The following is a 25,680-nucleotide window of genomic DNA, read 5'->3' as shown; positions in this document are numbered from 1 at the left end:
AAAAATGTAACAATAGCGTAATATAAATTTTTAAAAAATTTGTTATACTAGTTAGTGTCTTATTAGAAAGGGAAAATTTATCTAATGAAGAAAAAATTATTTGCCACAATCTTATTGAGTACAGTTGCTTTATCACAAGGTGCTGTTGTAGCCGGTGTATCAGCTGACTCAACAGATGATAAGATTGCTGCTCAAGATAACAAAATCAATAGTATTAGTCAACAACAACAAAGTGCACAAGCTCAGGTAGATCAAATCCAAGGTCAAGTGTCTGAAATTAAACAACAACAAGAAAATCTTCAAGCTGAAAATGACCGTTTGAATGAAGAATCTGAACGATTGTCAGCTGAGATCGATGAGTTGTCAAAAAATATTGTTGCTCGTCAAGAATCACTTGCAAATCAAGCACGTAGTGCTCAAACAACTGGAACTGCAACAAGCTATATTAATGCGATTGTTAGCTCTGGATCTTTGACAGAAGCTATCTCACGTATTTCTGCTATGAATGAAATTGCAGATGCTAACAACAAAATGTTGCAAGAGCAAAAACGTGACAAAGAAGACATTGCACAAAAACAAAAAGAAAACAACGACGCTATCAATACTGTTATTGCAAACAAACAGCAATTAGAAGATGATGCGCAAGCTTTGTCAACTAAAGAAGCTGAGTTGAAAGTGGCACAATTGAATTTGGCAGCTGAAAAATCATCTGCTGAAAACGAAAAGAATGCTTTGTTGCAACAAAAAGCTGAAGCTGAAAAAGCGGCAGCGGCAGCAGCAGCAGCCGAAGCAGCTTACCGTGCAAAACAAAAGGAACAACAAGCAGCTGTGAAAGCTTCTGCAAATACTACCCTTCAAGCACAAGTTCAGGCAGCAGCACAAACACCTGCTGCAACACCAGCGGCAGCACAAACTCAAGCAGCAGCTCAACCTGCTGTTCAAACTCAAGCAGCAGCAGCTCCAGTAGCAACTGTTTCTCGTCCAACTTATAGTACATCTGCATCATCTTATCCAGTTGGTGAATGTACATGGGGTGCAAAGACATTGGCTCCATGGGCTGGCGATTACTGGGGCAACGGTGGTCAATGGGCTGCAAGTGCAGCAGCAGCAGGATTCCGTACAGGATCTCAACCACAAGTTGGTGCTATTGCATGTTGGAATGATGGTGGATATGGACACGTAGCAGTCGTTACAGCTGTTCAATCTACAACAAGTATCCAAGTTTCTGAATCTAACTATAACGGTATCCGTAGTATTGGAAATTACCGTGGTTGGTTCAACCCAACAACAGCTCAAGGTACTGTAACTTATATCTATCCAAACTAAGAATCACCATGAAGCAGGACAGTTGTTCTGCTTCTTTTTTTGAAATAGTGTCGGTAGAGCTGGATTTTGTATTTTCCATAAATTAATATTTGAATATTTGCTTAAAAAGCGATAAAATGTTTACAGGAGAAATTTGTGCTGACTGTACAATATGGTTTTTAGATTTTACTGGAGGAAATCATGTCATTTTCTGATTTAATGCTCTTTGCTTTGTCGTCAAATCAAGAATTGGCTCAACGTGTGTCTCGTGAAATGGGACTACCGCTTGGAAAGTCAACGGTTCGTCAATTTTCTGATGGAGAAATTCAGGTTAATATTGAAGAATCAATCCGTGGGAAAGATGTTTATATTTTGCAATCCACTAGCTCACCGGTTAACGATAATCTAATGGAAATTTTGATTATGGTAGATGCGTTGAAACGGGCTAGTGCGCAATCCATTAATGTGGTGATGCCATATTACGGCTATGCTCGTCAAGACCGGAAAGCTCGAGCTCGTGAACCAATCACTTCTAAGTTGGTAGCCAATATGCTTGAGGTTGCTGGAGTTGATCGCCTCTTGACAATTGATTTGCATGCTGCTCAGATTCAAGGTTTCTTTGATATTCCGGTTGACCACTTGATGGGTGCGCCTTTGATCGCCGACTTTTTTGAACGTCGCGGGATGATTGGGAAAGACTATGTTGTTGTCAGTCCAGACCATGGTGGTGTGACTCGTGCTCGGAAATTAGCTGAATTTTTGAAGACACCGATTGCGATTATTGATAAACGTCGAAGTGTCGATAAGATGAATACGAGTGAAGTGATGAATATCATTGGGAGTGTTGAAGGCAAGACTTGTATTTTGATTGATGATATGATTGATACAGCTGGTACAATCTGTCATGCGGCGGATGCCCTTGCAGAAGCAGGTGCTGTTGAAGTTTATGCAAGCTGTACTCACCCTGTTTTATCAGGACCAGCGATGGACAACATCCAAAAATCAGCCATTAAGAAGTTGGTGGTGTTGGATACGATTTATCTACCAGAAGATCGATTAATTGATAAGATTGAGCAAATTTCGATTGCGAAACTTCTTGCAGAGGCCATTGTTCGCATTCACGAAAATCGTCCTCTTTCCCCTCTATTTGAAATCGGAAATGCCAAAAAATGTTAACAATAAGGAGGCTGGAGACCAGCCTCTTTTGTATAGGAGGAAATACAAATGGAAATCAGAAAATGGTTGGAAAACCTAAAAAAAGAAAAGAAACGGAAAAAACTGGTTCAAGCAGCTAAAGAACTAGAAGCAAAGGCGGATCCTAGTTTGCCCAAGAAACGATTACCTAAAAATGGGGTGGTAAAATAGTTTGAAGAAAAAGAAGAAGTTATATCATGACTTCTTCTTTTTATGTAGAATTATCTCGAAATCGTAATTTTGGGTATCAAATAGACCTAATTTTAAAATTAATTTATTGATATTGCAGCGTTATATCGAAAAAAATACTTGACAAACCCAACATATATGTATAAAATGTTCAATGTAGAGTAATCTATATTAAATATGAAAAAGGAGATAAAACTATTATGAAAAAAGTTTTATTAACAAGTGTATTGGCATTGTCAGCAATCGCTAGCGTTTCTTATGCAGCTACTAATGGTACCCCTTTCAATGATGCAACTCGTGAGTTTGGTAACAATACTCGCTTTGGTGCAAGATTTAATGCTGATAAACCAGCTAAACCAGCTACACCAGCTAAACCAGCTACACCAGCTAAACCAGCTACACCAGCTAAACCAGAAGCACCTAAAAAACCAGTTGCAGTTGTACAAGTTCAACAACCAAAAGGTGATAAAAAAGATGGTGTTCTTCAAGAAGTATCTACTCCAGCTGCACCTAAAAAACCAGTTGCAGTTACAGCTAAAAAAGACCTTCCTTCAGAAGAAAATGTAACTGGAACAACTAACTCTCGTTACGGTTCTGCTTCACAAACAGAAAAAACAGCTAAAGATGGTCAAAAATATGAAACATTCAAAGCTGTAGAAACATACGGAAACACTAACTATTCTTATAATGGTTCATATGACGATGGTAAACGTCTTGTGACTGTTGATCCAAATTCTCGTTATGGTTCTGCTTCACAAAAAGAAGAAACTGCTAAAGATGGTCAACAATACGAAACATTCAAGACTGTTGAAACATTTGTTAGCACAAACTACTCTTCAGTAGTAAACCAATAATAGATTGGATAAAATTTTTAGAGGGCAACTGCCCTCTTTTTTATACATTCGATAACATAAACTAAGATATAAATTGAGCAATTCAATTTGCTATATGAAAAAAATAGTTATTTGAAATAGAAAAAATTGATACTTTTTTTAAAAAAACTAAGAAAAGTCTTGACATAGGCAGAATATCCTAGTATACTAGTCATAGTTACGAAGTAACGAATAATTTTTGAAAAGAAAAAAAGGAGATAAAACAATGAAAAAAGTTTTATTATCATCAGTAGCAGCTCTTGCAGTATTTGCTGCAGCAGCTCCAGCATTTGCATCTGACAATTCATATAGCTCAAATGCATTGATTCAAAAACACTACGTTTCAGAACGCGATATCGCTGACGAAGCAAACACACAAGTAGCAGCACACGAAGCTGAAATCAACGCAGAAGCTGAAAACTATCCAACAGTTGTAGCAGCAAGACAAGCTCTTGAAGCATACGGATCAGGTCACCTTTACGGCGATTACGTTGCTAAACTTGAAGCAGCTCGCACTGAAGCACGTAATGTTGTACGCAACAAATATGTAGCTAACCTTCAAGATCAATACCGTGCAGCAGCTCAACGTGAAGGTAAATACTGGAACGACCCAACTGGCGTTCAAGACAACAAAACAAAAGACATGCGTGATCAAGAAGATAAAGCTCTTAACCATGGTGGTTCTGCTGATGCAGCTGATGCTAACGCTAACGGTCAAGCTACAAACGAAGCTAAATCTAACGAAAATAAAGGTGGAGACGCAGCTAAAGCTGGTAAAGCTGGTTCAAAACAAGCTGGTAAAGCTCTTCCAAAAACAAGCGCAGTTAAATAATTTGATTATTAATTAGCTCGTAAAATATCACTGGACCTTCGGGTTCAGTGTTATTTTTTAGAAAAAATCATCAAGAGGAGATCGATCAATGAAAAGAGCTGGGGAAAAAAGTTCAAATAAATTGGGTCTTGTAATCGCTGCTCTTGTTGCAGTTGTTGTTCTTGTTGCTGGATTTATTTTCTTTAATCCATTTGGAGGAACTAAGTCATCTAGCACGGCTAAAAAAACAACTGGAACAAGCTCAACCAAGCAAGAAACTAAATATGAACCAAGCCAAGAAGAAAAAGATTACTTGAAAAATCGTTTTGCTCAGTTAACAGCTGTTAACCCTGAGACAATTGCTTATGTCTATGCACCGGGTACTGAGTTGGATGAACCTGTTGTACAAACCACTGACAATGAAACTTATTTGAATAAAACCTTTGATGGGGGAAATGAACCATACATGGGGACAGTCTTCATGGATATGGACAACAAGAAAGACTTCAGTGATCGTTTGACTTGGTTGTTTGGTCATGCTCGTGGTAGTAAGGTCGGCGACCATCGCATGTTTAATGATGTCAACTACTATGACAAACAAGAGTATTTGGACCAACATCCGTATGTTGTGATTGAGACACCAGAGCGGAAATATTACTATGAAGTAATGGGATTGGTCATTGTCCCAGAGAACACTGCTTTCTACCGTACAAGCTTTACTGATGACAATGATTTTACGACACAATTGAAGAATATCTATGAGTCAGCTCGTACGAAGAACCCTAATATCAAGATCAAAGCAACTGATAAGTATTTAGTATTGTCCACTTGTCGTGAAGAGGATGAAACTATTCGTTCTAACCTCTATCTTCGTCAAATTCCTGATTCAGAAATGAAGGATTTTGTGGCAAAACATGCAGATCAATTGAAATATGTGGCAACACGTGGCCAACAATAATGACTTGAAAGACTTAGCATTGCTAAGTCTTTTTTGCATGGAAGGATTTTTGAAATGTCCTTTGGTGGTAAGCAAAAGGTGGGGATCTGGCTTGTTCTTTTGCGATGGGGTCCTATTTATAGTATAATGAATATAAGTGTTTTTGGAGGTGTTCTATGGATTTAACGAAACGTTTTAATAAAAATCTGAATCGGATTGAAGTATCTTTGATTCGTCAGTTCGATCAATCAATTTCTTCCATTCCTGGTGTCTTACGTTTGACTTTGGGGGAACCGGATTTTACAACTCCTGAACATGTAAAAGAAGCAGGAAAGGCTGCCATTGATGCGAATTTTTGCCATTACACTGGGATGAGTGGTTTGCTGGCTTTGCGTGAGGCTGCGAGTCAGTTTGTGGCTGATAAATATGGTATTCACTACCGTCCTGAGGATGAGATATTGGTGACGATCGGTGCGACTGAAGCCCTATCTGCAACCTTGACAGCAATCTTGGAACCTGGAGATGTAGTACTTCTTCCAGCACCGGCCTACCCTGGTTATGAGCCGATTATAAATTTGGTAGGAGCAGATGTTGTCGAAATTGATACGACAGCAGATCGTTTTATCTTGACTCCTGAAAAGTTGGAAAAGGCTATTTTAGAGCAGGGTGAAAAATTGAAGGCTGTTATTCTCAATTATCCAGCTAATCCAACGGGAGTTACCTATTCGCGCGAACAGATGGCAGAATTAGCTGCTGTCTTAAAAAAATATGAAGTCTTTGTGATTTGTGATGAAGTCTATTCAGAGTTGACTTATACTGGAGAAGCGCATGTCTCTATGGCCTCCTTTATTCCTGAGCAGACCATTGTTATTAATGGCTTGTCCAAATCTCATGCCATGACAGGCTGGCGGCTTGGCTTTATCTTTGCGCCTGCTGCATTGACGGCCCAACTCATCAAGAGCCATCAGTATTTGGTAACGGCTGCTGGAACCATGAACCAGTATGCTGCGATCGAAGCTTTGACGGAAGGTCGGGATGATGCGGAGCCAATGAAGAAGGAATATGTGAAGCGTCGTGATTATATTATTGAACAGATGTCCGCGCTTGGGTTTGAGATTATTAAGCCAGATGGAGCTTTTTATATTTTTGCTAAAATCCCAGCTGGTTATAATCAAGATTCCTTTGCTTTCTTGCAGGATTTTGCGCGTGAAAAAGCGGTTGCTTTCATTCCTGGTGCTGCTTTTGGTCAATATGGTAAAGGCTATGTGCGTTTGTCGTATGCAGCCAGCATGGAGGTTATCAAGGAAGCTATGAAACGCTTGAAGGAGTATATGGAAGAACATGCTGGAGTCAATTGAGACCCGGGGAATTGTCCTGTATAATCGGGAGTTTCGTGAGGATGACAAGCTGGTCAAAATCTTCACAGAGAAGTCAGGGAAGCGGATGTTTTTTGTGAAACATGCGGGAAAATCACGGTTGAATCCCATGTTGCAACCTTTGGTAACGGCAGATATGTTGTTGAAAATCAATGATGATGGGTTGAGTTATATTGATGATTTTCAAGATGTGCAGATTTATAAGAAAATTAATGCAGATCTTTTTGCCCTTTCTTATGCGACCTATGTTCTGGCGCTTGCAGATGCAAGTATTCAGGATAATCAGGTGGATCCGGCCCTGTTTGCTTTTTTGGAAAAGACCTTGTCTTTGATGGAAGAGGGACTGGATTATGAGGTTTTAACCAATATTTTTGAGATTCAGATTCTATCACGATTTGGAGTTGTCTTGAATCTGCATGAATGCTGTTTCTGTCATCGGGTTGGACTTCCTTTTGATTACTCTTTTCGGTATAGTGGGGTCCTTTGTCCGGATCACTATGATCAGGATGAGAGACGAGCCCACTGGCATCCGAATGTTCTCTATTTATTGGATCAGTTTCAAGCAGTACGATTCAGTGAGTTAGAGACGATTTCTCTACAAGCGGAGATGAAAGCAGCTCTGCGTCAGGCAATTGATCAGTTGTATGAGGAGTATGTAGGGATTCATTTAAAAGCTAAAAAGTTTATCGATTCCTTGAGTGATTGGGGAGCGATTATGAAAGATTCATCTGGAGGTGAAACATGAAAAAAATTGCAGTAGATGCAATGGGGGGCGATAATGCACCTCAAGCCTTGGTAGAAGGTGTGAATCAAGCCATTCGTGATTTTGATGATATTGAGATTGTCTTGTATGGCGATGAGGCAAAAATCAAAGAATATTTAACCGCAACAGAACGTGTATCGATTGTGCATACGGAAGAAAAAATCGATTCAGATGATGAGCCAACGCGGGCCATTCGTCGGAAAAAACAGGCTTCGATGGTCTTAGCTGCCAAGGATGTGAAGGATGGTGAGGTCGATGCCATGCTATCTGCGGGAAATACAGGTGCTTTGTTGGCAGCAGGCTTCTTTATCGTTGGCCGTATCAAAGGGGTGGAACGCCCTGGCTTGATGTCCACACTTCCGACGGTTGATGGTCGCGGGTATGACATGTTGGACTTAGGTGCCAATGCAGAAAATACACCAGAGCACTTGCATCAGTATGCTGTGATGGGGTCTTACTATGCGGAAAACGTTCGTGGGATTCAAAAACCACGTGTGGGTCTATTGAACAATGGGACAGAAGCTAGTAAGGGAGATCCTTTGCGCAAGGAAACTTACCAATTGTTATCTGAGGATGAGTCGATTCATTTTGTTGGAAATGTGGAAGCGCGTGATTTGATGGATGGTGTTGCAGATGTTGTTGTGGCGGATGGTTTCACGGGAAACGCTGTCTTGAAAACGATGGAAGGAACAGCTTTTGGAATCTTGAAGCAACTGAAACAAGCAATTGCTACTGGAAACTGGAAGGCGAAACTAGGAGCTTTTCTCCTCAAGGACCGGTTGAAATCATTGAAACAAACCTTGGATTTCTCAGATGTTGGAGGAGCAGTTTTATTTGGCCTTCAAGCACCTGTTGTTAAAACGCATGGTTCGAGTGATGCAAAAGCAGTCTATAGTACCATTCGTCAGATTCGGACTATGTTAGAGACAGATGTTGTTGGAAAATCGGTGAAGGAATTATCAAAGGAGGAGTAATGTATGAGTAAACAAAACGAAATTTTAACTACTATTGAGGAATTTCTCAAAGACCGCAAGGGATCAGATTTTCAAGTATCTTTGGAATCTGACTTACGTAAGGATTTACAAGCGGATTCTGTTGAATTAATGGAATTTATTATCAATCTTGAGGATGAATACCAATTGGAGATTCCAGACAAGGCTATTGATGACTTTAACACGGTAGGAGATGTCGTTGACTATATCGAAAAACGAACTGCTAGTAACTAGTTGAAAAGGGATCGTTCAGAGATTGTTCTGGATGATCTTTTTTTCTGTCCTTTTCATTCGGTTTCTGCCTATATTGTACGGAAATTTATTGAAAATCCACTTTGTATGTGATAGAATGAAGGTGATAAAATACGAAAGGCGAACAAAGTCATGACCAATCAACTGATTTATACTGGAAAAGCTAAGGATATCTATACTACTGAGGACGAACATGTGATTAAGTCGGTCTATAAGGACCAGGCAACCATGCTAAATGGAGCTCGTAAGGAGACTATTAAGGGAAAAGGTGTGCTAAATAATCAGATTTCGTCTCTTATTTTTGAAAAATTGAATGCTGCGGGAGTAGCTACTCACTTTATCGAACGTATTTCTGATACTGAACAACTAAACAAGAAAGTGAAAATTATTCCTTTGGAGGTTGTTCTTCGTAACGTGACTGCGGGTTCTTTCTCAAAACGGTTTGGCGTTGAAGAAGGGGTGGACCTAGAAACTCCAATCGTTGAATTTTACTATAAGAACGATGATTTGGATGACCCATTTATCAATGACGAGCATGTGAAGTTTTTGGATATTGCTAACGACGAACAAATTGCCTATATCAAGGAAGAAACGCGTCGTATCAATGAATTGCTGAAAGATTGGTTTGCACAAATTGGTCTTCGTTTGATTGACTTCAAATTGGAATTTGGCTTTGATAAGGATGGCAAGATCATCTTGGCAGACGAATTCTCACCAGATAACTGCCGCCTTTGGGATGCGGAAGGGCACCATATGGACAAGGATGTCTTCCGTCGTGATCTTGGTAGCTTGACAGATGTTTATAAGGTTGTATTGGAAAAATTGCAAGGATTGAAGTAGCCTTTTACAAATAGAATACTTGGTCTTCACTACAATCTTTAAGTAGAAATAGATAAAGGAAATAAAATGGATAAACGTATTTTCGTTGAGAAAAAAGCTGATTTTCGTGTGAAATCGGACTCTTTAGTAAAAGAATTAAAGCATAATCTTCAGTTGAAAACCTTGAAGGATCTTCGGATTGTTCAGGTTTACGATGTTTTTGGTTTGGTAGAGGACTTGTTTGCGCGTGCGGAAAAACACATCTTCTCTGAGCAAGTGACCGATACTGTTTTGGATGAAGTTGCGGTTCAGGCTGATCTTGAGAAATATGCTTTCTTTGCGATCGAAAGTTTGCCTGGTCAATTTGACCAACGTGCGGCATCTTCGCAAGAAGCTTTGCTGTTGCTTGGTAGTTCAAATGATGTAACGGTGAACACAGCACAATTGTACTTGGTTAACAAGGATATTGATGCGAATGAATTGGAAGCTGTTAAAAACTACCTCTTGAACCCAGTGGATTCTCGTTTCAAAGATATTACTGTTGGCATTGCGAAACAGGATTTCTCTGAGTCTGACAAGACCATTCCAAGCTTGGATTTCTTTGAAACATATACGGCAGAAGATTTTGCACAGTATAAGGCTGAGCAAGGATTGGCAATGGAAGTGGATGACCTTCTCTTCATTCAAGATTACTTCAAATCCATTGGACGGGTGCCAACTGAGACTGAGCTTAAGGTGTTGGATACTTACTGGTCTGACCACTGTCGTCACACGACTTTCGAAACTGAGTTGAAAAACATCGACTTCTCAGCTTCTAAATTCCAAAAACAATTGCAAGCGACTTATGACAAGTATATTGCCATGCGTGATGAGTTGGGACGTACGGAAAAACCTCAAACCTTGATGGATATGGCGACTATTTTTGGCCGTTATGAGCGTGCTAATGGTCGTTTGGATGACATGGAAGTGTCTGATGAAATCAATGCCTGCTCTGTTGAAATTGAAGTGGATGTCAATGGTGTGAAAGAGACATGGCTTCTCATGTTTAAGAACGAAACTCACAACCACCCAACGGAAATCGAACCATTTGGTGGTGCGGCTACTTGTATCGGTGGTGCCATTCGTGACCCATTGTCAGGTCGTTCATATGTTTACCAAGCCATGCGTATCTCAGGTGCTGGTGATATTACAGCTCCAATTTCAGAAACTCGCGCTGGTAAATTGCCGCAACAAGTGATTTCTAAAACAGCGGCTCATGGTTATTCTTCATATGGTAACCAAATTGGTCTTGCAACCACCTATGTTCGTGAATACTTCCACCCAGGTTTCGTCGCCAAACGTATGGAGCTAGGTGCTGTTGTCGGTGCGGCTCCTAAGGAAAATGTGGTCCGTGAAAAACCTGAAGCTGGTGATGTGATTATCTTGCTCGGTGGGAAGACTGGACGTGATGGTGTCGGTGGTGCGACAGGTTCTTCTAAAGTTCAAACAGTTGAATCTGTTGAGACGGCTGGTGCTGAGGTTCAAAAAGGGAATGCCATCGAAGAACGGAAGATTCAACGTCTTTTCCGTAATGGGAATGTGACACGTCTGATCAAGAAATCAAATGACTTTGGGGCTGGTGGTGTCTGTGTGGCGATCGGTGAATTGGCAGATGGTCTTGAAATTGATCTAGACAAAGTGCCATTGAAATACCAAGGTTTGAACGGTACAGAAATTGCCATTTCTGAGTCTCAAGAACGGATGGCTGTAGTGGTTCGTCCGGAAGATGTAGATGCCTTCGTCACAGCATGTAACAAAGAAAACATTGACGCTGTTGTTGTTGCGACAGTGACTGAAAAACCAAATCTTGTCATGCACTGGAATGGTGAAACCATCGTTGATTTGGAACGTCGTTTCCTTGATACAAACGGGGTGCGTGTGGTTGTAGATGCTAAGGTGGTTGACAAGGATGTCAAGCTTCCAGAAGAACGTCAAACATCTGCTGAAACCCTTGAAGCGGATACTCTTGAAGTCTTGGCTGACCTGAACCATGCCAGTCAAAAAGGTTTGCAAACCATCTTTGATAGCTCAGTTGGTCGTTCAACAGTCAATCACCCACTGGGTGGTCGCTACCAAATCACACCAACGGAAGCTTCTGTACAGAAATTGCCAGTCCAACATGGCGTGACAACAACTGCTTCTGTTATGGCGCAAGGATTCAACCCTTATGTAGCAGAATGGTCTCCATATCATGGTGCTGCCTATGCGGTCATCGAAGCAACAGCTCGTTTGGTTGCTGCTGGTGCAAACTGGTCTAAGGCTCGCTTCTCTTACCAAGAATACTTCGAGCGGATGGATAAACAAGCAGAGCGTTTTGGTCAACCAGTAGCAGCTCTTCTTGGATCCATTGAAGCGCAGATTCAACTTGGTTTGCCATCTATCGGTGGGAAAGACTCTATGTCTGGTACCTTTGAAGAATTGACTGTACCACCAACCTTGGTTGCTTTTGGGGTAACAACTGCAGATAGCCGTAAGGTTCTTTCTCCAGAATTCAAAGCTGCTGGTGAAAATATTTACTACATTCCTGGTCAAGCTTTGGCACAAGAAATTGACTTCAATCTTATCAAGTCTAACTTTGCTCAATTTGAAGCCATCCAAGCTGACCATAAAGTCACATCTGCATCAGCTGTTAAATATGGTGGTGTGGTTGAAGCTCTTGCCCTTGCAACATTTGGTAACCATATTGGTGCAAACGTTGAATTAGCTGACTTTGACACTAGCTTGACAGCCCAATTGGGTGGATTCGTCTTCACATCGCCTGAAGAAGTTGCAGGTGTTGCCAAGATCGGACAAACAGTAGTTGACTTTACACTTACTGTCAATGGTGTAACGCTTGATGGACACAAACTTGACAGTGCCTTCCAAGGTAAATTGGAAGAGGTTTACCCAACAGAATTTGCACAAGCAACTGAGTTGGAAGAAGTACCTGCTGTAGCATCAAACGCTGTGATCAAAGCTAAAGAAACAGTTGAGACACCAGTGGTTTACATCCCAGTATTCCCAGGTACGAACTCTGAGTACGATTCAGCTAAGGCCTTTGAAAAAGAAGGTGCAAAAGTCAACTTGGTACCATTTGTAACATTGAACGAAGAGGCGATTGTCAAGTCTGTTGACACCATGGTTGACAATATCGAAAAAGCTAATATTATCTTTTTTGCAGGTGGTTTCTCAGCAGCGGATGAACCAGATGGATCAGCTAAATTTATCGTGAACATCTTGCTCAATGAAAAAGTACGTGCAGCCATCGATAGCTTCATCGAACGTGGTGGTTTGATTATTGGTATCTGTAACGGATTCCAAGCTCTTGTTAAATCAGGCCTTCTTCCATACGGTAACTTTGAAGATGCAAGCAGCACGAGTCCAACCCTCTTCTACAATGATGCCAACCAACACGTGGCTAAGATGGTTGAAACACGTATTGCCAATACGAACTCACCATGGCTTGCTGGCGTGAAAGTTGGCGACATCCATGCTATCCCAGTATCACACGGTGAAGGTAAATTTGTCGTGACAGCTGAGGAATTTGCAGAGCTTCGTGACAATGGTCAAATCTTTACCCAATATGTTGACTTTGAAGGTAAACCAAGCATGGATTCAAAATACAATCCTAACGGATCTGTCAATGCTATCGAAGGTATCACAAGTAAGAACGGTCAAATTATTGGTAAGATGGGTCACTCAGAACGTTTCGAAGACGGTCTCTTCCAAAATATTCCAGGAAATAAAGACCAGCATCTCTTTTCATCAGCTGTGAAATACTTTACTGGAAAATAAAAGGTATACAAAATGACATACGAAGTTAAATCTCTTAATGAAGAATGTGGTATTTTTGGGATCTGGGGACACCCAGATGCTGCAAAACTGACTTATTTCGGATTACACAGTCTTCAACACCGTGGTCAAGAAGGGGCGGGGATCCTTTCGAATGATGCGGGTCAACTAAAACGGTATCGTGATACGGGTCTTCTCTCAGAAGTATTTCGAAATCCTGCTAACTTGGATAAGTTAACAGGAACGGGAGCGATTGGCCATGTTCGCTATGCGACAGCTGGGGAAGCTTCGGTGGATAACATCCAGCCCTTCCTCTTTCGCTTTCATGATACCCAGTTTGGACTAGCCCACAACGGGAATTTGACCAATGCTAAGTCCCTCAAACGGGAGTTGGAAAATAACGGAGCGATCTTTAGCTCAACTTCTGATTCAGAAATCTTGGCCCACTTGATTCGTCGGAGCCACAACCCTTCTTTCATGGGTAAGGTGAAAGAAGCCTTGAATACGGTGAAAGGTGGATTTGCTTACCTTCTCATGCTGGAAGATAAGCTGATTGCGGCCTTGGATCCAAATGGTTTCCGTCCTCTTTCGATTGGGAAAATGGCCAACGGAGCTATCGTGGTTTCATCTGAAACCTGTGCCTTTGAAGTGGTTGGAGCAGAGTGGATTCGGGATGTAAATCCGGGTGAAGTCGTGATCATTGATGATAATGGCATCACTTACGATAACTATACAACGGACACCCAATTGGCTGTTTGTTCGATGGAGTATATCTACTTTGCCCGTCCGGACTCCAATATCCAAGGGGTCAATGTCCATACAGCACGTAAACGTATGGGGGCTCAATTGGCACGTGAATTCAAACATGAAGCAGATATTGTGGTCGGTGTACCGAACTCTTCACTTAGTGCAGCCATGGGATTTGCGGAAGAATCTGGCCTACCAAATGAAATGGGCTTGATTAAAAACCAATATACCCAACGGACCTTTATTCAACCAACACAAGAACTACGTGAGCAAGGGGTTCGGATGAAGCTCTCTGCCGTATCCGGTGTCGTGAAAGGCAAACGGGTTGTCATGATCGATGATTCTATCGTACGTGGGACAACATCACGTCGAATTGTGAAGTTATTGAAAGAAGCAGGAGCTACAGAGGTCCACGTAGCAATCGGTAGCCCAGCCCTTGCCTACCCATGTTTCTACGGGATCGATATTCAAACACGTAAGGAATTGATTGCTGCCAATCATACAGTAGAGGAAACACGCGATATCATTGGTGCAGATAGCTTGACGTATTTGTCAATCGATGGCTTGATTGATTCTATTGGAATCGATACAGATGCCCCAAATGGCGGTCTTTGTGTGGCTTACTTTGATGGAAAATATCCAACACCTTTGTATGACTACGAAGAACGCTATGTGGAAAGTTTGAAAGAACATACTTCTTTCTATTAAGAGCAGTGCAAAAGAAAAGGAATGAAACAAATGACAAATAAAAATGCTGATGCTCCACGTCTCACTACTGACTAAAAGCTAAAGCATTTGTCAGTAGACGCTTTGCCCTATTGGACCAAAGCTAGAGACCTGACTAGTATTTTTAGATAAAATAATTGTTTATCTAAAAATACGTCGCACTCTTTCTCAAAAAAAGAAAAGGATTAAAAAATGACAAATAAGAATGCATACGCTCAATCTGGTGTAGACGTTGAAGCAGGTTATGAAGTTGTTGAACGGATCAAAAAACACGTGGCTCGTACGGAACGCGCAGGTGTTATGGGAGCTCTCGGTGGCTTCGGTGGCATGTTTGACCTTTCAAAAACAGGTGTCAAAGAGCCCGTTTTGATCTCAGGTACAGATGGTGTCGGTACTAAACTCATGCTGGCTATTAAGTACGACAAACACGATACGATCGGTCAAGACTGTGTGGCTATGTGTGTTAACGATATCATCGCTGCAGGTGCGGAGCCCCTTTACTTCCTTGACTATATCGCAACTGGTAAAAATGAACCTGCTAAATTAGAGCAAGTCGTTGCTGGTGTTGCAGAAGGTTGTGTGCAGGCTGGTGCAGCCCTTATTGGTGGAGAAACGGCTGAAATGCCTGGTATGTATGGTGAAGATGACTATGATTTGGCTGGGTTTGCTGTCGGTGTTGCAGAAAAATCTCAAATCATTGACGGTTCAAAAGTAGCTGAAGGGGATGTGATTCTTGGACTTGCTTCAAGCGGTATCCACTCAAATGGTTACTCACTTGTTCGTCGTGTCTTTGCGGATTACACAGGTGAAGAAGTTCTCCCAGAATTGGAAGGGGAGAAACTTAAAGACGTTCTTTTGGAACCAACTCGTATCTACGTCAAAGCAGCTTTGCCACTCATCAAAGAAGAATTGGTCAACGGAATTGCCCACATCACAGGTGGTGGTTTCATCGAAAATGTACCACGGATGTTCTCAGATGACTTGGCTGCTGAAATTGACGAAAGCAAAGTGCCAGTTCTTCCAATTTTCAAAGCCCTTGAAAAATATGGCCAAATCAAACATGAAGAAATGTTTGAAATCTTCAACATGGGGATTGGTCTCATGCTTGCAGTGAAGCCAGAAAATGTGGAACGTGTCAAAGAACTTCTTGACGAACCTGTTTATGAAATTGGTCGTATTGTGAAGAAAGATGGCGCAAGTGTGGTGATTAAATAATGGTGCTATCACCATTTTATACGGAGAAATTGTAGAAAGGAATGTTTAGTTAGCAAGCCTAACTGAACACGGGACTCATTTTCTAGGAAAAAAGAGAAATCATTTTGTGTGCAAGCACCCAGCAATGATTTCCTATTTTTCTACGAAACTGTTCGGCTAGCCGAAACGTCCCTTTGTATCGAATATGAAAATTGCTGTTTTTGCCTCTGGCAACGGCTCAAACTTTCAGGTGATTGCGGAACAATTTCCGGTAGAATTTGTCTTTTCAGATCATCGGGATGCCTATGTCTTAGAACGTGCTAAAAACCTTGGCGTGGTGAGCCATGCCTTTGAACTCAAGGAATTTGACAATAAAGTAGCTTATGAAGAAGCTATCGTCAAATTCTTGGATGAACACCAGATTGATTTGGTTTGTTTGGCCGGTTATATGAAAATCGTTGGCCCCACCTTGCTAGCAGCTTATGAAGGCCGTATCATCAATATTCACCCAGCTTATCTCCCTGAATTTCCAGGTGCTCATGGTATTGAGGATGCTTGGAATGCAGGCGTTGCTGAGAGCGGTGTGACCATTCACTGGGTGGATTCTGGCGTTGATACTGGGAAGGTCATCAAACAAGTCCGTGTGCCACGCCTTGAAGGGGATACCCTTGATACTTTTGAAACTCGCATCCACGAAACAGAGTACAAACTCTATCCAGAAGTCTTGGAACGTTTGGGAGTAGCACGAAAATAAGGAAGCCATTGATCGGAAAAAACATTTTCGACTGTAGCTGATAAAGAACTTTTTTAAAAAAGGAAAAGAAAGAAAATGACTAAACGCGCACTAATTAGTGTTTCAGACAAAGCGGGCATTGTTGAATTTGCCCAAGAACTCAAAAAACTCGGTTGGGACATTATCTCAACAGGTGGTACTAAAGTTGCCCTTGATAATGCTGGAGTAGACACTATTGCCATTGACGATGTGACTGGTTTCCCAGAAATGATGGACGGTCGTGTGAAGACTCTCCACCCAAATATCCACGGAGGTCTTCTTGCTCGTCGTGATCTCGATAGCCACCTAGAGGCTGCTAAGGACAACAAGATTGAATTGATCGATCTTGTTGTGGTCAACCTTTACCCATTCAAGGAAACTATCCTTAAACCAGACGTGACTTACGCGGATGCGGTTGAAAATATCGATATTGGTGGGCCGTCTATGCTTCGTTCAGCAGCTAAAAACCACGCTAGCGTAACAGTTGTGGTAGATCCGGCTGACTATGCTGTTGTGCTTGACGAATTGGCAGCAAACGGCGAAACAAGTTACGAAACTCGTCAACGGTTGGCAGCGAAAGTCTTCCGTCATACAGCAGCCTATGATGCTTTGATCGCAGAATACTTCACTGCTCAAGTGGGTGAAGAAAAACCTGAAAAACTCACATTGACTTATGATCTTAAGCAACCAATGCGTTACGGTGAAAACCCTCAACAAGACGCAGACTTCTATCAAAAAGCTTTGCCAACGGATTACTCCATCGCTTCAGCTAAACAGTTGAACGGTAAAGAATTGTCCTTCAACAATATCCGTGACGCTGATGCGGCTATCCGGATCATCCGTGATTTCAAAGACCGTCCAACTGTTGTGGCCTTGAAACACATGAACCCATGTGGAATCGGTCAAGCTGACGATATCGAAACGGCTTGGGACTATGCTTATGAATCTGACCCAGTATCGATTTTCGGTGGTATCGTCGTTCTTAACCGTGAAGTGGATGCTGCGACAGCTCAAAAAATGCACGGTGTCTTCCTTGAAATCATCATTGCACCAAGCTACACAGATGAAGCGCTTGAAATCTTGACTACCAAGAAGAAAAACTTGCGGATTCTTGAATTGCCATTTGACGCTCAAGATGCTAGTGAAGTGGAAGCAGAATACACTGGTGTTGTTGGTGGTCTCCTCGTTCAAAACCAAGACGTTGTTAAAGAAAGCCCAGCTGACTGGCAAGTGGTGACGAAACGCCAACCAACTGAGACAGAAGCGACAGCTCTTGAGTTTGCTTGGAAAGCTATCAAGTACGTCAAATCAAACGGAATCATCGTAACTAATGACCATATGACACTTGGTGTTGGCCCTGGTCAAACAAACCGTGTGGCTTCAGTTCGTATTGCTATTGACCAAGCTAAAGACCGTCTTGACGGCGCTGTTCTTGCTTCCGATGCCTTCTTTCCATTTGCGGATAACGTGGAAGAAATCGCCAAAGCAGGGATTAAAGCGATCATCCAGCCGGGTGGATCAGTCCGTGACCAAGAGTCAATCGAAGCGGCTGATAAATATGGCTTGACCATGATCTTTACAGGCGTGAGACATTTTAGACATTGATGGGTATTTTAAAATTAGCTCATTATCAATTGTGATAAAGGATTTATCGCTAACAAAAAGAGAAGACGTAAGTTGTCTTCTCTTTTTGTATGTCTAAAACAATAAGCATTTTAGTGTTAGAAATTATTAAAATGATTTGTTAGAGCTGTTCATGACGAATCTCGAAAAACTCAGTTTCTCACTTAGCTATTTTTTATACGTTTTATGGTGTTTAAGGTTGTTGTGACTAGTTCGTTAATAGGCATGGCTTTATAATCTCCTTTTAACCATTCATCAAAAATATTGTAGAGACCGCCGGTAATGAATCTAATATCATAGTTGATTTGTCTTTGATCACTATTTGTGATGTGCCAAGGTGCCATGACAGTGGTATAAGTAGCAGGAAGCTTATCGTAAGACCTTTGCAAGATAAGCACGAGTAAGTTTGCGTCTTGCAAAATTTTTAATGGCTCAGTGTACTGGCTCCAATACTGAAAGAAAAGGTTCACTAAATCTTCAAAATTAGTCAGTTTTGCTGTTTGAAGTTCGATAATATAGTATTGGATTAAGCGGTCTAAATAGTTCGTAAGAACTTCCTCTTTTGAATGGTAATAACGATAAAATGTTCGTCTGGCAATCTGAGCATGCTCGCTGAGTTCAGCAATGCTGATATTTTGGAGAGACTTCTTAGTTGCTAATAAATCGAACAAGGCTTCCTCCAGCCATTGTCGCGTTTGATATTCCATGGTATTTTTCCTTTCCTGTCACACTTTTGGTCAAACTGTGCCAATATTTCTTAACCTCTTGTTTTTGTAACACTTTATCTTTATACTAAAAGTGTTGCGCGTGATATATGATGATCATTTATTCTTAACATTGTACAATTGTTAGTTGTTATTAAGGAGGTAAAGATATGAGCATTCTTTTTAATGTTTGGATGCTGCCTATTTTATTTATTTTACATGATTTTGAAGAAATAATTTTTATGCCCTTGTGGAAAACACGGTATCATCAAAAGTTAGAAACTTTTAAGAAACCGTTCTTTGGTTCCGTTACGCAAGGTTCCGCTTTTGCAGTAGGTGTGTTCGAAGAATTTATCATCCTGGTGTTTATTTCTGGATTCTGCCAAATAACTCACAACAGTTTACTCTATTTATCTTTTGTAATAGCTTATACAGCTCATTTCATAATCCATTATATCATGTGTCTGCAATTTGGGGGCTATGTTCCTGGAGTCGTCACGGTAACCCTAGAATTGCCAATGGTTCTAATGATTGTTTCCCACTATTGGCCTTCTGACAGTTCTTTGTTATCAGTCGTTGTCTATCTTTTATTGGCCATGGTAATAGCTTTTACGAATCTTAAAATCATGCATCTCATCATGCCAAAAATTCAAACACATCTAGAAAAATACGCGAAATGAAAAACGATTAAATGAGAGCTACTTTTTAACCTTTCTGATATAACTGGTTAATGAGCAACCAAGAATCCATCGAAGTGGCTGATAAATATGGCTTGACCATGATCTTCACAGGCGTGAGACATTTTAGACATTAATCAAAAAAGGCACTCATTCAACGATGAGTGTCTTTTCTGCTAATAAAGAAGACCTTAATCTGGATAGATATAGGTGACGGTTCCCCAGATGGGGTTAGTTGGATCGAACCAACCGCGGAAGTTGTCGATATAGCGATGGCCGTTGTAGTTAGCCTCTTGGATCTGAATTTTTTGGTCATGTTCGACATCCGTAACCAAGGCGACGTGCCCATATCCCCCATCATCCCAACAGGCGATGGCACCGACCTCTGGAGTGTCTCCTGTCCGGAATCCAGCAGCGCGTGCACTAGCTGCCCACATGCCGCCATTTCCCCACCAGTTGTGGGCCCAAGGGGCTAATTCTTTCGCTCCCCAGGTACACTCACCGATGGGGTAGGTATTTCCCGGGTGTGTTGCGAGTGGAGTGAGCTTTGGCTTTGCTTTTTCTACTTGAAAGGTAGTGGGGAATAGCCCTTTTAGTTGTCCTTGGCTTTTCTGATAGACGTGGAGATGAAATAGCCCATTTCCCTTGTGTTTTTGAGCCTGAAAGCGCAGTTGGAAATGTCCAGGTGCTATCTTCTTTGCGGGATACCAGACCAGATCATCCTGCCCATTTTCTTCAGACCAGATGGGGAAGACAATCTCGTCAACGTCTTCAAACAACTTTAGGTCTACCTCAAATTCTTGTGAGGAGATGGGTGTGATCGTAATCTTGGGTTGGGAGGAAGCCAGGTCTTTTTGCTGGACTCTGGTCGTGAGAGGGTAAAGTCCGGTTAGCTGCTCATTTGCCTCCACCCCATAGACATGGACATGATAAAGTCCGGCTTGATCAGAATGGTTGGTCAATGGCACTTGTAGGTCAAATCCCTTGTCACTGCGTTCCACAGGATACCAAATCAGGTCATCTTGACCATTTTGGTCAGACCAGACGGGAACTTGGATCTTTTGATACTTATCCGGGACGTTTCCAAGATGAATCACTAGCTGCCCTTTTTCGGCATAGATAGCATTGGTCGCTTGATCTGCATGGGCAATAGAGGCTTGCATCCCCCATGTCGCACAAGTCAGTACAACAAATTTTTTGATCGTTTGCATAATACTCCTTTTCGTCAATTAGTAGGTCTCACCTATACTATTCGGAAAAAAATGAGAAATAGGAGAAAATAGCAAAAAATGTTTGGATTCTACTGAAAATAGGAGACTTTTGCTGAAATCATTAGAATAAAACGAACGATTATGATATAATTTAATAAAATAATTCGCAAAAGAGGTTCGAGATGAAACTTTTGGTTGTTGGATCTGGCGGTCGTGAGCATGCGATTGCTAAGAAATTGTTGGAGTCTACAGACGTTGAGCAGGTTTTTGTGGCTCCTGGTAATGACGGGATGCGATTAGATGGTCTGGATTTGATCAATATCGGAATTTCCGAACATTCTAATCTGATTGACTTCGCAAAAGTCAACGATATTGCTTGGACCTTTATCGGTCCAGATGATGCCCTTGCGGCTGGTATCGTGGATGATTTCAATGCAGCTGGTCTCAAAGCCTTTGGTCCGACCAAGGCTGCAGCTGAGCTGGAGTGGTCTAAGGATTTTGCTAAGGAAATCATGGTCAAATATGACGTTCCGACAGCAGCCTATGGAACCTTTTCAGATTTCGAGGAAGCCAAGGCCTACATCGAGGGAAAAGGCGCTCCAATCGTCGTCAAAGCAGACGGTTTGGCCCTTGGAAAAGGTGTCGTCGTTGCGGAGACAGTGGAGCAAGCAGTTGAAGCTGCTCACGAGATGCTTATGGACAATAAATTCGGTGATTCAGGTGCGCGTGTGGTCATCGAGGAATTCCTTGACGGGGAAGAGTTCTCTCTCTTTGCCTTTGTCAATGGGGACAAGTTCTACATCATGCCAACGGCTCAGGACCACAAACGTGCTTATGATGGGGACAAGGGCCCTAACACTGGTGGGATGGGTGCCTATGCGCCGGTTCCTCACTTGCCACAGAGCGTGGTTGACACAGCGGTTGACACTATTGTCAAGCCAGTTCTTGAAGGCATGATTAAAGAAGGTCGTCCCTACCTTGGTGTCCTTTACGCTGGTCTTATCTTGACAGCTGATGGACCGAAAGTCATCGAGTTCAACTCACGTTTTGGTGATCCTGAAACACAAATCATCTTGCCTCGTTTGACATCTGACTTTGCACAAAATATCACTGACATTTTGGATGCTAAAGAGCCAACTATCACTTGGACGGACAAGGGTGTGACATTGGGCGTGGTTGTAGCATCAAACGGCTACCCACTCGCTTATGAGAAAGGTGTCAAGCTTCCAGCCAAGACAGAGGGTGACATCATCACTTACTATGCTGGTGCTAAATTCGCTGAAAATGGCCAAGATCTCCTCTCAAACGGAGGACGTGTTTACATGCTAGTCACAACAGCAGACACCGTCAAAGAAGGTCAAAATATCATCTACAACGAACTCAATAAACAAAACACAGAAGGCCTATTCTACCGAAACGACATTGGTAGTAAGGCAATAAAAGATTAACAGATACTAACTTTGTCATGGCGAGCGAAAGCGAGCCAAACTAAGATAATGGTCGTTTGATTTGCGAGCGTTAGCGAGCTAGTATAGGATAATCGTCGCAGTAGTGGAACTCCTAGTAGCAGAGCTACTAGGAGCGGAAAACTGGAGACTCAGGCTCCAGTTTTAGTAATGGAACGCTACAGGCGGTCGCTTACGTCCGCACTACAATAGACGATTATCGAAAAAGGAGAAAAAATGAAACCAGTAATTTCCATTATCATGGGCTCAAAATCCGACTGGGCAACCATGCAAAAAGCTGCTGAAGTCCTCGATAACTTCGGTGTTGCTTACGAAAAGAAAGTTGTTTCCGCACATCGGACGCCTGACCTCATGTTCAAACATGCCGAAGAAGCACGTAGCCGTGGCATCAAGGTCATCATCGCGGGTGCAGGTGGCGCAGCTCACTTGCCAGGGATGGTTGCTGCTAAAACGACCCTTCCAGTCATCGGGGTACCCGTCAAGTCTCGTGCTCTTAGCGGTGTGGATTCACTTTATTCCATCGTTCAGATGCCAGGTGGAGTGCCTGTCGCAACTATGGCGATCGGTGAAGCGGGTGCGACCAACGCTGCCCTCTTTGCCCTCCGTCTTCTTTCAGTAGAGGACCAGGCTATTGCGACAGCGTTAGCAGATTTCGCAGAAGAACAAGGAAAAATCGCAGAGGAGTCTACAAATGAGCTCAACTAAAACCATTGGGATTATCGGTGGTGGCCAGCTCGGTCAGATGATGGCAATCTCAGCTATCTACATAGGGCACAAGGTTATCGCACTGGATCCAGCAGCTGATTGCCCAGCCTCTCGTGTGGCGGAAATCATCGTAGCTCCTTACGACGACGTGGATGCCCTTCGTCAGTTGGCAGATCGCTGTGATGTTCTCACTTATGAATTTGAAAATGTGGATGCTGATGGTTTGGATGCCGTTATCAAAGATGGACAACTCCCACAAGGGACAGACCTGCTTCGCATTTCCCAAAATCGCATTTTTGAGAAGGACTTTCTTTCCAACAAGGCCCAAGTCACTGTGGCTCCTTACAAGGTTGTGACCTCAAGCCAAGATTTGACAGATATCGATCTGTCGAAAAATTATGTCCTCAAGACAGCGACCGGTGGTTACGATGGCCATGGTCAGAAGGTCATTCGTTCAGAAGCAGACTTGGAAGAAGCCTATGCTTTAGCCGATTCAGCAGACTGCGTTTTAGAAGAGTTTGTCAACTTTGACCTTGAGATTTCAGTCATCGTGTCTGGGAATGGCAAGAACGTGACAGTCTTCCCTGTTCAGGAAAATATCCACCGCAACAACATTCTTTCAAAAACCATTGTGCCTGCTCGCATTTCAGAAAGTCTAGCTGAAAAAGCCAAAGCGATGGCAGTGCGAATCGCAGAACAACTGAACCTTTCTGGTACACTTTGTGTAGAAATGTTTGCGACAGCTGATGACATCATTGTCAACGAAATTGCGCCACGTCCACACAATTCAGGGCATTATTCGATTGAAGCCTGCGACTTCTCCCAGTTTGACACGCACATCTTGGGCGTTCTCAGAGCACCACTCCCAGCAATCCACCTTCATGCTCCGGCTGTCATGCTCAATGTACTCGGCCAACACGTCGAGGCTGCTGAAAAATATGTGATAGAAAATCCAAGCGCTCACCTCCACTTATATGGTAAACTAGAAGCAAAGCACAACCGCAAGATGGGACATGTGACCTTGTTTAGTGATGTACCAGATAGTGTGGATGAATTTTAGGAGAGAATCGTATGGAATACTACGAGTTTAAAGAAGACATAATAGATAAAGATTTCAACTTTTATTTCGATACTAGTGCGTTGCTCTCTTTGTATCGAAAACGACAAGATTTGGTTGATTATTTTGATGTTAATATTCAAAGTGTTAACAATGATATCCGAATTCCTTCGACGGTACAAAAAGAATATAATAGAAATGTATCAAGTGCCAAATCTCATTTAAAAAATGAATTAATTAAAAATATAAAGAATTTTCAGAAAAATATTTTTGATAGCGTAAATCAGAGTTTGATTCAAATTTCTGAGCTTCTTTCAAATAGTGATTCACCTGATTTAGGTACATTTGAGACATTGCAGAATGATTCGATTAAAAAGTTATCAGATCTTAATATTTTTTTTAGACAATTAGAAATATCTGAAGATGAGAAAAAAATAGATAAAGTTTCAGAACTAATGGAAGATTTTCTAATGTTACCGGGTAACTTGCTTCCGATAATATCTAGAGTGGAGCAAATAAAATTGATGAATGAGGGGTACACTAGAGCTAAGCATCATTTTCCTCCTGGTTATATGGATATGAAGGACAAATACCATGGTTTAAAAAAAGAAGCTTTAAAAAAGAGTCAAGGGCAGAAGAAACCGGAAGAGCTTATAAGATATCTAGGCGATTACTTTATTTGGGCAGAGATAATAAAAGATGTTTTAAGTAAAGAAAAAAATGCACTTTTTATCACTTCTGATTTAAAAGAGGATTGGTGGGAAATGCCAAAAAAAATGTATGATTTGATATCTTATGAACCTAGAAAGGAATTGATTGAAGAATTTGTTGAATTAACTGGTAAGCGGATAGAATTTATTCCTTTTGATCTATTTATAAGTTTTTTAGAGAGTTATAATAATCAAGAATCTTTACGTAATTATTTATTCCAAAATATAGCGGAAATAGAGTCAATCGTTTCAGATGAGGTTTTGGAATTTGTTCGGAAAAATGAGAGATTGATCATTTCAGATAATGATATCATTTGGGATTCAGATATAACAAAAGGATACGTTCCGTATGATTATAATGTAGAGGTCCTAGACACGGAAATAATTTCAGTAGAAATTGATTCCTCTGATGAAGGGGAGGACGGTGGGCTTTCTGTAGAACTTATTGTTAGCGTTAATTTAGGGGGAGTTTTCGATGTTTCTGCTGGATTGGAGGATGAAGTTTATCGAAGCGTAAATGGTGATTTTACTGTAGAAGATATTCATATTCAAGTTGCAATTGATTTTTCTCCTAGTCAGGTAAATAATGTAAAAGACATTTTGATAAATGATTGCTCTGATGATTTTAATTTGATAATTCAAGAAGCAAAAGTTGTAGGTATAGAGTTAATCGATAGTGGTTCGATTGGCTTAGATTATGACGATCCTGATGAAAGTGCCCTATTAGATTATTATCGGTGGGAATGGGATTGAGATGAAGGTAGGTTT

The 25,680-nt window shown here is 41.6% G+C and carries 23 protein-coding genes and 1 pseudogene; 22 read left to right on the top strand and 2 right to left on the bottom strand.

From position 1 onward, the window contains the following. Positions 1-84: 84 nt before the first annotated feature. From pcsB to purH, 16 genes are all read left to right on the top strand, one after another. On the top strand, positions 85-1,326 hold the full coding sequence (gene pcsB / locus ABVF55_RS01160; protein ID WP_445285407.1) for a peptidoglycan hydrolase PcsB: 1,242 nt from the start codon (positions 85-87) through the stop codon (positions 1,324-1,326). A 180-nt stretch (positions 1,327-1,506) separates the two neighbouring features. After that, positions 1,507-2,481 carry a ribose-phosphate diphosphokinase gene (locus tag ABVF55_RS01155; protein WP_049490632.1) on the top strand — a complete coding sequence of 325 codons (975 nt, stop codon included), beginning with the start codon at positions 1,507-1,509 and terminating at the stop codon, positions 2,479-2,481. A gap of 48 nt (positions 2,482-2,529) precedes the next feature. Continuing rightward, positions 2,530-2,670 (top strand): hypothetical protein, encoded by a 141-nt coding sequence (locus tag ABVF55_RS01150; RefSeq protein WP_173018797.1) that lies wholly within the window; start codon positions 2,530-2,532, stop codon positions 2,668-2,670. A gap of 218 nt (positions 2,671-2,888) precedes the next feature. Then, on the top strand, positions 2,889-3,542 hold the full coding sequence (locus ABVF55_RS01145) for a hypothetical protein (protein WP_445285406.1): 654 nt from the start codon (positions 2,889-2,891) through the stop codon (positions 3,540-3,542). A gap of 244 nt (positions 3,543-3,786) precedes the next feature. Further along, on the top strand, positions 3,787-4,392 hold the full coding sequence (gene abpA, locus ABVF55_RS01140) for an amylase-binding adhesin AbpA (RefSeq protein WP_070666592.1): 606 nt from the start codon (positions 3,787-3,789) through the stop codon (positions 4,390-4,392). 88 nt (positions 4,393-4,480) lie between these two features. Next, positions 4,481-5,329 carry a class B sortase, LPKTxAVK-specific gene (srtB, locus tag ABVF55_RS01135; RefSeq protein ID WP_070666595.1) on the top strand — a complete coding sequence of 283 codons (849 nt, stop codon included), beginning with the start codon at positions 4,481-4,483 and terminating at the stop codon, positions 5,327-5,329. A 155-nt stretch (positions 5,330-5,484) separates the two neighbouring features. After that, positions 5,485-6,666, top strand: coding sequence for a pyridoxal phosphate-dependent aminotransferase (locus ABVF55_RS01130; RefSeq protein ID WP_414327238.1), 1,182 nt, complete (start codon positions 5,485-5,487; stop codon positions 6,664-6,666). Next, positions 6,650-7,429, top strand: coding sequence for a DNA repair protein RecO (gene recO / locus ABVF55_RS01125; RefSeq protein ID WP_070590601.1), 780 nt, complete (start codon positions 6,650-6,652; stop codon positions 7,427-7,429). The genes ABVF55_RS01130 and recO overlap by 17 nt, the downstream gene beginning before the upstream one ends. Continuing rightward, on the top strand, positions 7,426-8,421 hold the full coding sequence (plsX, locus tag ABVF55_RS01120) for a phosphate acyltransferase PlsX (protein ID WP_445285405.1): 996 nt from the start codon (positions 7,426-7,428) through the stop codon (positions 8,419-8,421). Before recO ends, plsX begins: the two co-directional genes overlap by 4 nt. Before the next feature lie 3 nt (positions 8,422-8,424). After that, a complete protein-coding gene (locus tag ABVF55_RS01115) occupies positions 8,425-8,673 on the top strand; it encodes an acyl carrier protein (RefSeq protein ID WP_445285404.1) in 249 nt (82 codons plus the stop codon). A 150-nt stretch (positions 8,674-8,823) separates the two neighbouring features. Then, complete coding sequence (purC, locus tag ABVF55_RS01110) at positions 8,824-9,531, top strand: phosphoribosylaminoimidazolesuccinocarboxamide synthase (protein WP_445285403.1); 708 nt, start codon at positions 8,824-8,826, stop codon at positions 9,529-9,531. 66 nt (positions 9,532-9,597) lie between these two features. After that, positions 9,598-13,323: a phosphoribosylformylglycinamidine synthase gene (locus ABVF55_RS01105; protein ID WP_445285402.1), complete on the top strand. Its 3,726-nt coding sequence runs from the start codon at positions 9,598-9,600 to the stop codon at positions 13,321-13,323. A gap of 12 nt (positions 13,324-13,335) precedes the next feature. Next, complete coding sequence (purF, locus tag ABVF55_RS01100; protein ID WP_003009289.1) at positions 13,336-14,775, top strand: amidophosphoribosyltransferase; 1,440 nt, start codon at positions 13,336-13,338, stop codon at positions 14,773-14,775. Between the two features lie 210 nt (positions 14,776-14,985). After that, a complete protein-coding gene (purM, locus tag ABVF55_RS01095) occupies positions 14,986-16,008 on the top strand; it encodes a phosphoribosylformylglycinamidine cyclo-ligase (protein WP_445285401.1) in 1,023 nt (340 codons plus the stop codon). A gap of 184 nt (positions 16,009-16,192) precedes the next feature. Then, positions 16,193-16,741, top strand: a complete 549-nt coding sequence (gene purN, locus ABVF55_RS01090) for a phosphoribosylglycinamide formyltransferase (RefSeq protein ID WP_049473294.1) — start codon at positions 16,193-16,195, stop codon at positions 16,739-16,741. A gap of 75 nt (positions 16,742-16,816) precedes the next feature. Beyond that, positions 16,817-18,364, top strand: coding sequence for a bifunctional phosphoribosylaminoimidazolecarboxamide formyltransferase/IMP cyclohydrolase (gene purH, locus ABVF55_RS01085; RefSeq protein WP_003002378.1), 1,548 nt, complete (start codon positions 16,817-16,819; stop codon positions 18,362-18,364). Between the two features lie 182 nt (positions 18,365-18,546). On the opposite strand, the gene ABVF55_RS01080 is transcribed toward purH, so the two are convergent. Beyond that, entirely contained in the window at positions 18,547-19,089 is a 543-nt protein-coding gene (locus ABVF55_RS01080; RefSeq protein ID WP_024055466.1) for a TetR/AcrR family transcriptional regulator, read from the bottom strand. A 167-nt stretch (positions 19,090-19,256) separates the two neighbouring features. On the opposite strand from ABVF55_RS01080, the gene ABVF55_RS01075 reads away from it, so the two are divergent. Both ABVF55_RS01075 and ABVF55_RS01070 read left to right on the top strand, forming a co-directional pair. Continuing rightward, positions 19,257-19,766, top strand: coding sequence for an HXXEE domain-containing protein (locus tag ABVF55_RS01075; RefSeq protein WP_024055465.1), 510 nt, complete (start codon positions 19,257-19,259; stop codon positions 19,764-19,766). A gap of 56 nt (positions 19,767-19,822) precedes the next feature. Then, positions 19,823-19,900: pseudogene (locus ABVF55_RS01070) on the top strand (IMP cyclohydrolase); the annotation flags it as partial. A 54-nt stretch (positions 19,901-19,954) separates the two neighbouring features. Here ABVF55_RS01070 and ABVF55_RS01065 read toward each other — a convergent pair. Next, a complete protein-coding gene (locus ABVF55_RS01065; RefSeq protein ID WP_024055463.1) occupies positions 19,955-20,974 on the bottom strand; it encodes a GBS Bsp-like repeat-containing protein in 1,020 nt (339 codons plus the stop codon). 182 nt (positions 20,975-21,156) lie between these two features. On the opposite strand from ABVF55_RS01065, the gene purD reads away from it, so the two are divergent. The 4 genes from purD (at position 21,157) to ABVF55_RS01045 (ending at position 25,665) form a co-directional block, all read left to right on the top strand. Continuing rightward, positions 21,157-22,422, top strand: a complete 1,266-nt coding sequence (gene purD, locus ABVF55_RS01060; RefSeq protein WP_445285400.1) for a phosphoribosylamine--glycine ligase — start codon at positions 21,157-21,159, stop codon at positions 22,420-22,422. A 234-nt stretch (positions 22,423-22,656) separates the two neighbouring features. Beyond that, positions 22,657-23,145 (top strand): 5-(carboxyamino)imidazole ribonucleotide mutase, encoded by a 489-nt coding sequence (purE, locus tag ABVF55_RS01055; RefSeq protein ID WP_003015335.1) that lies wholly within the window; start codon positions 22,657-22,659, stop codon positions 23,143-23,145. Next, positions 23,132-24,205 (top strand): 5-(carboxyamino)imidazole ribonucleotide synthase, encoded by a 1,074-nt coding sequence (gene purK / locus ABVF55_RS01050; RefSeq protein WP_445285399.1) that lies wholly within the window; start codon positions 23,132-23,134, stop codon positions 24,203-24,205. Before purE ends, purK begins: the two co-directional genes overlap by 14 nt. A gap of 11 nt (positions 24,206-24,216) precedes the next feature. After that, complete coding sequence (locus ABVF55_RS01045; protein ID WP_445285398.1) at positions 24,217-25,665, top strand: PIN-like domain-containing protein; 1,449 nt, start codon at positions 24,217-24,219, stop codon at positions 25,663-25,665. Positions 25,666-25,680: the final 15 nt, after the last annotated feature.

This window comes from Streptococcus sp. KHUD_012 (genome assembly GCF_052588255.1).
The sequence above is the reverse complement of the archived record's forward strand: the minus strand, read 5'-3'. Positions and strand labels throughout refer to the sequence as shown.